This is a genomic window from Fortiea sp. LEGE XX443, assembly GCF_015206815.1.
Taxonomy (GTDB): domain Bacteria; phylum Cyanobacteriota; class Cyanobacteriia; order Cyanobacteriales; family Nostocaceae; genus Nostoc_B.
In genome coordinates this window covers 39610-51736 of record NZ_JADEXZ010000042.1, presented here as the reverse complement: position 1 = coordinate 51736, position 12127 = coordinate 39610, and the positions used below count along the sequence as shown (strand labels likewise).

Sequence of the window (12127 nt, the reverse complement as noted above, 5' to 3'; positions counted from 1 at the left end):
CCCCCTGCCCCCTGCCTCTAATCAAGTAACGCACCCCAAGCTTTAATTGAATGTTATTTTTTTATCGTTGGAGGATAAATAGTTGGGTGAAGTAGACTGCACCTCTACTATTTCTGGCAACTCCTATGCCGGTTAGGTTGTAATTGCCTCTAATATTAGCAAGATGCCCGGAACTTCTCAGCCAGCCTTGCACAGCTTGGGTAGCAGAATCTCTATATCCCTGGTTATAAGCAACATTTTCAGATGCTCCTCTATAGGGAATAGCGATCGCTTGAATTCGCGGGCCAAAACCATAATGACTAAATGCAACTCGACCACTAGCCATATTTTGACTGTGAATCCTGGCTTGATTGTCAATTGCAGAATTACGACTTAATCTTGGTAAGCCTTGGGTAGCTCGAAATTGATTAATTTGATTGAAAACCGCAACTTCGAGCGCCGCAGTGTTCACAGTAGATTGCGCCAGTTGGAAGCTACGACTTGATACCTGGGAGGGTTGCAGAGTAGCAGTTTGAGCAGGTGTGGAAAAAGCGTAGACGTGAAGCGGCTTGTCGTAAGACATCGCTCCCCCAATCAAAGCCAAAGTCCCAACAGCAGCGCTGTAAATTTTTGTCTGAATCATTAATAGGTAGCCCTAAACACACTGAAAGTAAACTTCCAGACAATGTAACCGGACTGATGTAAATTGAACAAATGCTCTATTGGTCGGCATCTGGGGATTTATACCGCTATACCTTGCAATACTTCCAGCCAACTTGCATATTCATAATTTTCCATAAATCATCATTCTCTGGAGAGAAAAATATTTATCGGACTTACCCACAAAGGATTAGATGTTGAGATTGGGTGTAAGATGCAATACCTTTTTTCAGTCATTTGAATTACTTAACCAATTGACATCAAGCAATTGCTCAAGGGAATAAGGGCATTCTAGAGGGAAATTGACAGCGTTTTAACTTTCATCATAGTTCGCACCTAAATTAACTGAGTGCTGGGCGTTGAGCCAGCACGTTTAACTCAGTACTCCTCATTGCGGAGTTAAAAATTTTGCTACGGTTTGTACATCTTTATCGCCGCGTCCAGAACAGTTAATGATAATTCGGGGACTACCGCTTAATTGAGGACAGAGAGTTTCGAGGTAGGCGATCGCATGGGATGTTTCCAAAGCGGGGATAATCCCTTCTAAGCGAGAGAGTTTTTGGAATGCTGCCAAAGCTTCTGCATCAGTTACACTGTAGTATTCAGCGCGATTTATATCTTTCAAATAACTGTGTTCTGGCCCCACACCAGGATAATCTAACCCAGCACTAATCGAGTGAGCCTCAGTTACTTGTCCGTCCTCATCTTGCAGTAGATAGCTCATTGCTCCATGCAATACACCAACTCGCCCTTTTGTCAAAGTGGCAGCGTGTTTGTCTGTATTCACACCTTCACCGGCAGCTTCCACGCCAATTAACCGCACAGATGGCTCATTCACAAATTCATAAAAAAGTCCCATTGCATTAGAACCACCACCCACACAAGCCATGAGAATGTCGGGTAAACCACCCCACTTTTCTAAAGCTTGGGCGCGAGTTTCTTGACCAATCACCGCATGAAAATCTCGCACCATCATCGGGTAAGGGTGTGGCCCTGCTACCGAACCGAGGATGTAGTGAGTTGTTTCGACATTTGTTACCCAATCTCGAATCGCTTCCGAAGTCGCATCTTTGAGAGTACCTGTACCCGCTGCCACCGGGCGAACTTCTGCACCCATCAACCGCATTCTAAACACGTTTAAAGCTTGGCGTTCCATATCGTGAACGCCCATGTAAATCACACATTCCAAGCCAAAACGAGCGCAAACGGTTGCTGTAGCGACTCCATGCTGTCCAGCGCCAGTTTCGGCAATAATCCGCTTTTTACCCATGCGCTTCGCTAACAAGACCTGACCCAGGGCATTATTGATTTTGTGTGCGCCTGTGTGATTTAAATCTTCCCGCTTCAAATAAATTTGTACCCCTGTGCCATCAGGTCGGGCATAATGAGCAGTCAAACGTTCAGCAAAATACAACGGTGTCGCACGTCCTACATAATCCCGCAGCAGTTGTTGGAGTTCTGCTTGAAACTCTGGGGCATGGCGATATTGCTGGTAAGCTGTTTCAAGCTCCGCTAAAGCTGGCATCAGCGTTTCCGGGACGTACTTACCGCCAAAGCGTCCAAAGCGTCCTTGAGTGTCGGGAACCTGAGCAGTTGTGGAAGAATTTGGAGAAAGGGGAGTTGTAGTCACGGAAGGATATTGATCACAAGTAAAGACTTCATTAATTATAGGGAGTCTGGGCAATAATTCGTAATTCGTAATTCGTAATTCGTAATTACGAAAGTCTGACAGCATAATAAATGTAGTAGAACTGATCACTACCGCAATTGTTTATGTCTGCTTCTAAATCCAATTCTTCTGATAAACAGTTTGTCTACCGCGAATTTGGTAATGATAACTCCGCCGCCACTGAAAGACCAATTCAGGAACTACCGCCGCAACAGCAAAACTTGAGAATCCAAGCCACTCGCACCGGACGCAAGGGTAAAACGGTGACGGTGATTACTGGGTTTCAAACCAAACCCGAAACTTTAGCCGATTTACTTAAACAGTTAAAAACCCAATGTGGTACTGGTGGGACTGTTAAAGATGACACCATTGAAATTCAAGGCGAACACAAGCAGAAAATTTTGGAGATTGTCACTAAACTAGGTTACAAAGCCAAACTCAGTGGCGGCTAATGAATAGCATGAAAATATACCTGACACAACAATGACCAAAACATAAAGCTGTGAATACTCAATTAATTGATACTTTAGTGCAAATTATCCGCGCACTTTCCGTAACAGAACAAGCCTTACTCGAAAAAAAATTATTTAGCGATGTGAGTTACCCTTCAACCCTGGAACTGATGAACCTCGCAGAAAAAGGTAGAGCTTTGGATTTCTTACATGATGAACCTGATATTTACACCGCCGAAGATGGAGAACCTGTTTAATGACTTTGAACAAGGGTGATATTGTTCTAACTCAATTTCCCTTCACAGATTTAAGTCAAACAAAATTACGTCCTGCGGTGATACTGTGGGTAGATTCAGCAAAAGATGAAATTACTCTTTGCTTTATTTCATCTCAGGATGTTAATAATTTGACATCAGAAGAATTTGCAATATTAGACTCCGATGCAGATTTTGTTAAAACAGGATTACGTATTTCTTCTAAAGTGAGAGTCACGAAAATTGCTACCTTAAATCGTCTTTTAGTTCTAAGACGCTTGGGTCAGTTAATGACTCAGCATATACAAAAACTAAATGAAATTATGATTCAAGCCTTTCAATTATTAGAATAAAGCGAAACTACCTTAGTGTAGGATAAAATTACCAATGAATTAACAGACAAGAGGCAGATAATATCAATTGTTAAAGTTGAAGTATAATTAACAACTAATTAACGCCTGTCCTAATGCCGTGGAGGATCTTTTGTGGGTGGTATCAGCCGTAGTTGTTTTTATTATTCAGGTAATAATACTACTTCATAAAGACGTGAAGACCGATCCAGTTAGTTGCGCTCCGCTTCATACAATAGCCATATAAGATTTTTTCTGCGCCTCATGTCGGGAGTGGTTATTCAAAAAGCCTATGCAACCTACTAATCCTAACCAATTTACCGAAAAAGCCTGGGAAGCGATCGCCCACACGCCAGATATTGTTAAACAATATCAACAACAGCAAATCGAAAGCGAACACCTGATGAAAGCCTTGCTGGAACAAGAAGGTCTAGCCAGCAGTATTTTAACCAAAGCGGGTGTAAATCTGCAAAAAATCCGCGATCGCACCGATCAATTTCTGCAACGTCAGCCAAAGGTATCTGGTACAAGTAGTTCTGTGTTCTTAGGACGCAGTTTAGATACCCTGTTAGATCGGGCTGATGGCTATCGCAAAGACTTCAAAGACGAATATATTTCTATAGAACACTTGTTACTGGGTTATGCCAAAGATGACCGCTTTGGTAAGAGTCTACTCCAAGAATTCGGTTTAGACGAAGGCAAGCTGAAAAATATTATTAAACAAATTCGTGGGAGCCAGAAAGTGACCGACCAAAATCCAGAAGGTAAATACGAAGCACTGGAAAAATATGGACGTGACCTCACAGAAGCAGCCCGCAAAGGTCAACTCGATCCGGTGATTGGCCGGGATGATGAGATTCGCCGGACTGTGCAGATTCTCTCGCGCCGTACCAAAAATAACCCTGTGTTGATTGGGGAACCTGGTGTTGGTAAAACTGCGATCGCGGAAGGATTAGCCCAGCGCATCGTAGCTGGTGATGTTCCCCAATCTCTCAAAGACCGCAAGCTAATTGCTTTGGATATGGGTGCTTTGATTGCTGGGGCAAAATTCCGGGGAGAATTTGAAGAACGCCTCAAAGCGGTCTTAAAAGAAGTTACCGAATCTGGCGGTAATATAGTTCTATTTATTGATGAAATTCACACCGTTGTCGGTGCGGGTGCAACCCAAGGCGCGATGGATGCAGGGAATTTGTTAAAACCGATGTTGGCGCGGGGTGAGTTGCGTTGTATAGGGGCGACAACTTTAGATGAGTATCGCAAATATATCGAAAAAGATGCCGCTTTAGAAAGACGCTTCCAACAAGTTTATGTGGATCAACCCAGCGTCGAAGATACGATTTCCATTTTGCGCGGCTTGCGAGAACGCTATGAAAACCACCACGGTGTAAAGATTTCCGATAGTGCTTTAGTAGCTGCGGCGCAACTTTCGGGTAGATATATTAGCGATCGCTTTTTACCAGACAAAGCCATTGACTTGGTAGATGAAGCCGCCGCTAGGTTGAAAATGGAAATTACCTCCAAACCCGAAGAACTCGACGAAATTGATCGCAAGATTCTCCAATTAGAAATGGAGAAACTATCTTTGCAAAAAGAAAGCGATGCAGCTTCTCGTGAACGGCTAGGACGATTAGAAAAAGAAATTGCTGACCTCAAAGAAGAACAAAGAACTCTCAGCACTCAATGGCAGTCTGAGAAAGATATTATCAATAAAATTCAGTCTGTTAAAAAAGAAATTGAACGGGTTAACTTAGAAATTCAGCAAGCAGAACGCAACTACGACCTCAACCGCGCTGCGGAATTGAAATACGGTAATTTGACAGATTTACATCGCAAATTAGAAGTAGCCGAAAGTGAATTAGCCAACGCCCAAAGAAGCGGTAAATCTCTATTGCGGGAAGAAGTCACCGAATCTGATATTGCTGAAGTTATATCTAAATGGACAGGAATTCCCATCAGTAAGTTGGTGGAATCGGAGAAGGAAAAACTGCTGCATTTAGAAGACGAACTGCATCAGCGGGTAGTTGGACAAGATGAAGCCGTCACAGCAGTCGCCGATGCGATTCAGCGATCGCGGGCTGGATTGGCTGATCCTAATCGTCCCATCGCCAGCTTTGTTTTCCTCGGCCCCACAGGTGTTGGTAAAACCGAGTTAGCGAAAGCTTTGGCGGGGTATATGTTCGACACTGAAGATGCACTGGTGCGAATTGATATGTCTGAGTACATGGAAAAACACGCCGTGTCGCGGTTAATCGGTGCGCCTCCCGGATACGTGGGTTATGAAGAAGGCGGACAACTCACCGAATCGATTCGTCGTCGTCCATACTCAGTGATTTTGTTTGACGAAATCGAAAAAGCACACCCAGATGTATTTAATATCTTCCTGCAAATTCTGGATGATGGGCGCGTCACCGATGCCCAAGGTCATACTGTGGACTTCAAGAACTCAATTATAATCATGACCAGCAACATCGGTTCGCAATTCATTCTCGATATTGCTGGGGATAACAACCGCTACGACGAAATGCGCCATCGGGTAATGGAGGCGATGCGGAATAGCTTCCGGCCAGAGTTCCTCAACCGGATTGATGAGATTATCATCTTCCACAGTTTAGATAAGAAAGAACTGCGGCATATAGTCCAGTTGCAAGTCGCAAGATTAAGAGAAAGATTGAGCGATCGCAAAATCTCACTCAAACTCTCCGATGCTTCTCTTGATTTCTTAGCAGAAGTAGGATACGACCCCGTATTTGGGGCGCGTCCACTAAAACGAGCAATTCAGCGCGAGTTAGAAACACAAATTGCCAAAGCCATACTCCGCGGCGAATTCCACGACGGTGACACCATCTTTGTCGATGTGCAGAATGAACGGCTGGCTTTTAGTCGCTTACCTGCGGAGATATTTAGCAATTAAATTCAGATTATTTCACGTAAAGGTGCAAAGATGCAGAGGTGTGTCTTTGCACTTTTTTATTAAGAACGAAATAAATGATGATATTCAGGATTATATAAACGCGATCGCCCACTTGTTGGCAAGAGTGCCGGACTAATTATATAAAGTGTGGTGCGAATTAAATTTTCTTGATGGGTGCATTCTGCCATTTGGTTAAGGGGGACAACCCGAATTTTTTCATCAGGCCACCCTAAACGAAAGCAAATTGCTACTAAGGTATCACTTAGATAATGTTCTAGTAATTTGGCTTGGGCATTTTCGACATGACGCGCACTCAGATATAAGCATAAACTAGCTTGATGGGCAGCGAGAGTGGTTAACTCTTCTGTGGTGGGGACTTCTGTTCGTCCGCTAATGCGTGTCAGGATAATAGTCTGGACTAAACCGGGAACAGTCAATTCTACCTTGAGTTTGGCAGCCGCCGCTTGAAAAGCGCTAATTCCTGGTATGACTTCAAAAGGGATATTCGCCTCAGCCAACATCTGCATTTGTTCGTGGACAGCACTGTAGAGACTAGGATCACCAGAATGGAGACGAACGACGGATTTGTGTTGCGATCGCACCCTCTCTACCATCAGCGCTACAATCTCTTCTAAAGTCTTATCCGCAGTCCGAATAATTTCCGCATCTTGTCGGCACAAATCTAATATTTGTTCTGGCACTAAAGCATCAGCAAATAAAATTACATCTGCCGTAGAAAGGAGCTTTTGTGCCTTAACCGTTAATAAATCTGGATCTCCCGGCCCCGCACCTACAATATAAACTGCTGTTTTTAGAGAATTTAGCTGATTTTCCATACAAAAAACTTATATTATTTTTACGTATTTACCCGTAAGGAAAAATAGCTCAAAAAAATCTCTTGGCATTTTCTCAGTATCCTTCCGGATTAACCCTCTAACTATAGAAGAGTGGAATGGTAGATGCACCCTGGTTAAGCCCTAGAGTCAAATCTGGGGCATTTTTTATTTCTGGGCATTTGTCTTGTGTCCTCATCGTCTAATTACTGGACGCAACTACATCAGGTAAAGGACGTTTACGCAAGTAAAGCCAAGCTAACCCAGCTAACCCTAAAAGAATGCCTGCTAAACTAACCACTTGGGCTATTCTTAGCGGCCCCAACATCAAGCTATCAGTGCGTAAACCTTCAATCCAAAAGCGCCCCACGCTGTAGGCTGTTAAGTAAACCATAATTAAAGTGCCTACTTTCAGGCGTAGTTTGCCTGAGACACCCCGAAAAAATAAATTTAATAGCAAGGCAAACACCATTAAATTCCAAAGCGATTCATACAAAAAGGTGGGATGGAAGTATTCAAAATTTTCTAATCCTGAAGGGCGGTGTTCTGGTGAAATGTATAGCTTCCAAGGTAAATTAGTAGGACTGCCAAAAGCTTCCGAGTTAAAGAAATTGCCCCATCGCCCGATCGCCTGTCCTAAAATTAGCGAAGGTGCAACTAAGTCTGCTAATTGCCAAAAAGAAACCTGCTTGAGTTTAGCAAAGATTAAGGCGGCTATTGTTCCACCGATAATTGCGCCGTGAATGGCAATCCCGCCTTCCCAAATAGCGATAATTTTTTCTGGACGCTGGGCATATTCTGCCCATTCAAACAAAACGTAATATAACCGCGCTGCGGGAATTGCCCCAATCACCAGCCAAATTGACAAATCACTCAGCAACTCTGGATTAACATTACGGCGTTTTGCCAAGTACTGAGAAAGGCTGACACCAATCAAAACCGCCGTCGCAATTAATAAACCATACCAGCGGACAGTTAATGGGCCGATTCTTACCAGAATGGGGCCTGGAGAAGTAAATTGAAATGCCAAAGGCAAAGAAGAGATATCCAGTACCATGCAAAACTACCTAGTTAACTACAGTGTTTAGCTTGAGCAGCTGATAACCCTATCACTGCTAGGGGATTTGTGTCTATAAACCATTAGAGCAGGTTTTGCTTGTAGAGTCTCACACTCGTCAGATATCCCGCTTAGTTCAATTCCGTAGGGTGTGTTACGGCTATATAAGGATTTGAGCGTTAAAAAGATTAGAAATTAGCCGTAACGCACCGGATTTGATGGTGCGTTAAAGCAACGCACCCTACTAGCTGCGGAAAAAACTGCAATGAGTTGTGAAAATTCGTGTTGTCCAGATCCCCGACTTTTTCAAAAAGTCGGGGATCTATTTTTTCCCGATCATGTCAAGGAAGATTGTAATAACTGACGCATACCTTGAGCTTGTACATGATTAGGGAAAATGGTTAATAGTTCATTCAAATCTTGGATAGCTTCAAATTTTAGTTCTACAAGAGGACAGTGAAACAAGGCATGGTGATACAATTCTTCTGCTGGTTTTGTATATTCATCTGCTAAATAGTAAATAGCTAAATTAAAAACATTCTGCCAGTTATAAGCATCTTTTTCGTAACGTTGTTGAGCAATATTAATAGCAAGTGCTAAATCAGCCTGTGATTTGTTTTTTTGATTAATAGCTATATATGTTAAAGCACGTCTATATAAACACCAATCATTTTGAATGTTTAAATTGATAGCAATATTAAAATCTTGGAGTGCTTCTTGATAACGCTTCATTGATTGGTAAGTTTGACCACGACCTGCGATCGCCCAATCAAGTTTAGGATTAAGTTCAATGGCGCAGTCGAAATCTTGCAGTGCTTCCTGATAACGCTCCATTGATTGATAAGTTAAACCACGTTGTGCGATCGCCCAGTCAAGTTTGGGATTAAGTTCAATCGCCAGGTCGAAATCTTGCAATGCTTCCTGATAACGATGTTTCAAGCGATAAATGTCACCTCTACCTGTGATCGCTCCATCCAAATTAGGATTAAGTTCAATGGCGCGGTTGAAATCTTGCAATGCTTCCTGATAAAGTCCCATTGATTTGTAAATCAAACCTCGATTAGTAATCCCCCAATCAAGTTGAGGATTAAGTTCAATGGCGCGGTTGAAATCTTGTAGTGCTTCGGGATAACGCTCCATTGATTGATAAGTTAAACCACGTTGTGCGATCGCCCAATCAGATTTAGGATTAAGTTCAATGGCGCGGTCGAAATCTTGAAGTGCTTCTTGATATCGCTGCATTAAACGGTAAGTTTCTCCTCGCTCTCTGATCGCTCCATCCAAATTAGGATTAAGTTCAATGGCGTGGTCGAAATCTTGGAGTGCTTCCTGATATCGCTGCATTGATTGATAAGTTAAACCACGTTGTGCGATCGCCCAATCGGATTTAGGATTAAGTTCAATGGCGTGGTCAAAATCTTGCAGTGCTTCTTGATAACGCTGCATTAGGCGGTAAGTTTCACCTCGATTTGCGATCGCCCAATCAGATTTAGGATTAAGTTCAATAGCGCGGTCGAAATTTTGGAGTGCTTCCTGATATCGCTGCATTGATTGATAAGTTAAACCACGTTGTGCGATCGCCCAATCAGATTTAGGATTAAGTTCAATAGCGCGGTCGAAATTTTGGAGTGCTTCCTGATATCGCTGCATTGATTGATAAGTTAAACCACGTTGTGCGATCGCCCAATCAGATTTAGGATTAAGTTCAATGGCGCGGTTGAAATTTTGAAGTGCTTCCTGATAACGCTTCATTAATCGGTATGTTTCACCACGTTGTGCGATCGCCCAATCAAATTTAGGATTAAGTTCAATGGCGCGGTTGAAATCTGGCAGTGCTTCCTCATAACGCTTCATTAAGCGGTATGTTTCACCACGTTGTGCGATCGCCCCTTCGTATTTAGGATCAAGTTCAACGGCGCGGTTGAAATCTGGCAGTGCTTCCTCATAACGCTCCATTGATTTGTAAGTCAGACCTCTACCTGCATTTGCCTGCTTGTACTGGGGATCAAGTTCAATAGCGCGATCAAAATCTTGCAGTGCTTCTTGATAATGCTCCATTGCTTGGTAAGTAAACCCTCGGGCTGATAAATACATAGCTTCTTCTGGGGCTAACTTTATAGCTTTATTTAAATCTTCCAAAGCTTTTGAGTCTTTATTAGATAAAAAATAAACATAACCACGCAAGCCTAAAGCTACTGCACGACATTTGACTTCAATAAAGGTATCACTCAACAACGCTGTCAACATTTCAGCAGCAATTTCATACTGTTCTTTATCGTATGCTTTTAAAGCATTAGCTAGTTGCTCACCCCAAAGTTGAATTTCAGCTACATCCGTATCTTTACCCGCTTGTATCATTCTTTCTGCCCAGCGTTGGGCAAAAGAACGTTGATTTTTAAATGCAGCAAGGAACTCATTTAAAGCCGCAGGTAAACTTCTCTGTGGTGACTGACATAAACCGTGATACAAAACATTGAGGGTGTAATTTTGCCAAAGAGGATCACGCTGTTTTTTGTCTTCCTCCAGGTGTAAATCATTTCTCAATGTGTCGTAATAGTCTGCTAACTTGCCATGTAAATCAGCCCAACTTTGCGGAGATACAAGCCGCTTGTGGCGAAGCATTTGCGTTTTGACGACATCATGATAAGCCCAACCATCAGTGCGTTCGTCAATAAATGGCATTTCTTTCAGCCAGCTAAATAAACCGTCCGCCTCTTCTTCGCCTCGCAATTTAGCCAACACATCCCGATTTAAACACAGGGGAAGTGCAGCATCTACAGCTAATTGTCGGCGCTTGGGGTCATCAATCCATTTTAAAAAGCGTTCTACTGCTGTACCGCTAGGATCGCCTACTTGACTGGGGTCGCTGGGAGTTTCCGCCGCCAAGGTGGCGACTAACAAGGGTAAATTTCCCGAAAGACGTAAAATTACTTCAATAACCCGACTGTTAGTAATTCCTTTACGCGTAAGATATTGTTGGGCTTCTGCTTCTGTAAATGGTTCTAAAGGAAAACGAAACATTAACCCCTCATAAAATGCCCAATGGTTTTTATCTAATTCTTGCCGACCAGCAATAATAATCAATATATTGAGTGGTACTTCACCGTGGCGACCATCCAGAATTTCCCTTAGCCAGCTATCGAGAAATTCCTCACTGCGTTCATAAGTATCAAAGAACAACCCAAGACCAGATTTTTGAGCAATTTTACAAATATCTTCTAAAAATAAAGGAGTCAGCACCTCCACAGGTTCTTGGACTAAGCGAATTTCGTCTTTATTCGTTAATTTTTTCGCTACATAAGCTGTCCATTCCCCGGCTTGGGTAGCAAAAGCATCTTCATTTATCAAGCCAAACACAGCACCAGCACCCGGAACTTGTTTAGCCATACCCATTCCAGCTTTAGCTACAGTTTTCCCCACAAAAGCCGAGAAACCTTGCGGTGCTTCGGGGTCGGTTTCTAATTCTTGACGCTTCTGGCGATAAACTTTGTAGCGTTCTGTAAATTGCGCCAGCTTATGACCTTGCTGTTCTAAGTCTTCCGCCAAACGCCCCATAACTTCCGGTACGCTTTTTTCACCCTCATCAACGTAAGCCGGGATAATTTTTGCCCCTTCTACAATTTGGCGAAACTGTCGCAGCAGTGTAGTTTTACCAACTCCCCCTTGACCCCAAACATTAAAGATAAAGCGCTGTCTGTCGTCTCCCCAAGGTAATTCTAGGTTTTGGCGAAATAGATTAACTTGTTCCTCACGACCAACAAACCCTGATTGTTGACGTTGTTTGAGAATATCCTGTAAACTCTTGGGCTTATTTGGCGGGTTCATTACAAGATTCTGGTGTAAGGTCTAATACATATAAGATAACTACTCAGTACGCATTAGCCATTGCGGATTTAGAAAGACTTAATTCTTGGCTATGCAGCCAGCTGCACGATAACAGCGTCAAAACAGTAAATATATAA

At 42.9% G+C, this 12127-nt stretch carries 9 protein-coding genes; 4 read left to right on the top strand and 5 right to left on the bottom strand.

Annotation, left to right across the window (positions count from 1 at the left end):
- Positions 1 to 61: 61 nt before the first annotated feature.
- On the bottom strand, positions 62 to 622 hold the full coding sequence (locus IQ259_RS16355) for a CAP domain-containing protein (protein ID WP_193886609.1): 561 nt from the start codon (positions 620 to 622) through the stop codon (positions 62 to 64).
- 405 nt (positions 623 to 1027) lie between these two features.
- On the bottom strand, positions 1028 to 2269 hold the full coding sequence (gene trpB, locus IQ259_RS16350) for a tryptophan synthase subunit beta (protein WP_193886607.1): 1242 nt from the start codon (positions 2267 to 2269) through the stop codon (positions 1028 to 1030).
- Between the two features lie 143 nt (positions 2270 to 2412).
- Here trpB and IQ259_RS16345 point away from each other — a divergent pair, with 143 nt between their 5' ends.
- The 4 genes from IQ259_RS16345 (at position 2413) to clpB (ending at position 6275) form a co-directional block, all read left to right on the top strand.
- Positions 2413 to 2760, top strand: a complete 348-nt coding sequence (locus tag IQ259_RS16345) for a translation initiation factor (RefSeq protein ID WP_193886605.1) — start codon at positions 2413 to 2415, stop codon at positions 2758 to 2760.
- Positions 2761 to 2810: 50 nt separating this feature from the next.
- Positions 2811 to 3017: a hypothetical protein gene (locus IQ259_RS16340; protein WP_193886603.1), complete on the top strand. Its 207-nt coding sequence runs from the start codon at positions 2811 to 2813 to the stop codon at positions 3015 to 3017.
- Positions 3017 to 3367: a type II toxin-antitoxin system PemK/MazF family toxin gene (locus tag IQ259_RS16335; protein WP_193886602.1), complete on the top strand. Its 351-nt coding sequence runs from the start codon at positions 3017 to 3019 to the stop codon at positions 3365 to 3367. Before IQ259_RS16340 ends, IQ259_RS16335 begins: the two co-directional genes overlap by 1 nt.
- A 289-nt stretch (positions 3368 to 3656) precedes the next feature.
- Positions 3657 to 6275: an ATP-dependent chaperone ClpB gene (gene clpB / locus IQ259_RS16330; protein ID WP_193886601.1), complete on the top strand. Its 2619-nt coding sequence runs from the start codon at positions 3657 to 3659 to the stop codon at positions 6273 to 6275.
- Between the two features lie 59 nt (positions 6276 to 6334).
- On the opposite strand, the gene cobM is transcribed toward clpB, so the two are convergent.
- The 3 genes from cobM to IQ259_RS16315 all read right to left on the bottom strand — a co-directional run bounded on the left by cobM (position 6335) and on the right by IQ259_RS16315 (position 11990).
- Positions 6335 to 7111, bottom strand: a complete 777-nt coding sequence (gene cobM, locus IQ259_RS16325; protein ID WP_193886600.1) for a precorrin-4 C(11)-methyltransferase — start codon at positions 7109 to 7111, stop codon at positions 6335 to 6337.
- Positions 7112 to 7310: 199 nt separating this feature from the next.
- A complete protein-coding gene (gene lgt / locus IQ259_RS16320; protein WP_193886599.1) occupies positions 7311 to 8165 on the bottom strand; it encodes a prolipoprotein diacylglyceryl transferase in 855 nt (284 codons plus the stop codon).
- Positions 8166 to 8501: 336 nt separating this feature from the next.
- Entirely contained in the window at positions 8502 to 11990 is a 3489-nt protein-coding gene (locus IQ259_RS16315) for a tetratricopeptide repeat protein (protein WP_193886598.1), read from the bottom strand.
- Positions 11991 to 12127: the final 137 nt, after the last annotated feature.

Excerpts from the sequence above, each read along its gene's own strand:
- IQ259_RS16355 (WP_193886609.1), bottom strand. The coding sequence starts at position 622 with ATGATTCAGACAAAAATTTACAGCGCTGCTGTTGGGACTTTGGCTTTG.
- IQ259_RS16345 (WP_193886605.1), top strand. The coding sequence starts at position 2,413 with ATGTCTGCTTCTAAATCCAATTCTTCTGATAAACAGTTTGTCTACCGC.
- IQ259_RS16335 (WP_193886602.1), top strand. The coding sequence starts at position 3,017 with ATGACTTTGAACAAGGGTGATATTGTTCTAACTCAATTTCCCTTCACA.
- clpB (WP_193886601.1), top strand. The coding sequence starts at position 3,657 with ATGCAACCTACTAATCCTAACCAATTTACCGAAAAAGCCTGGGAAGCG.
- cobM (WP_193886600.1), bottom strand. The coding sequence starts at position 7,111 with ATGGAAAATCAGCTAAATTCTCTAAAAACAGCAGTTTATATTGTAGGT.
- lgt (WP_193886599.1), bottom strand. The coding sequence starts at position 8,165 with ATGGTACTGGATATCTCTTCTTTGCCTTTGGCATTTCAATTTACTTCT.
- IQ259_RS16315 (WP_193886598.1), bottom strand. The coding sequence starts at position 11,990 with ATGAACCCGCCAAATAAGCCCAAGAGTTTACAGGATATTCTCAAACAA.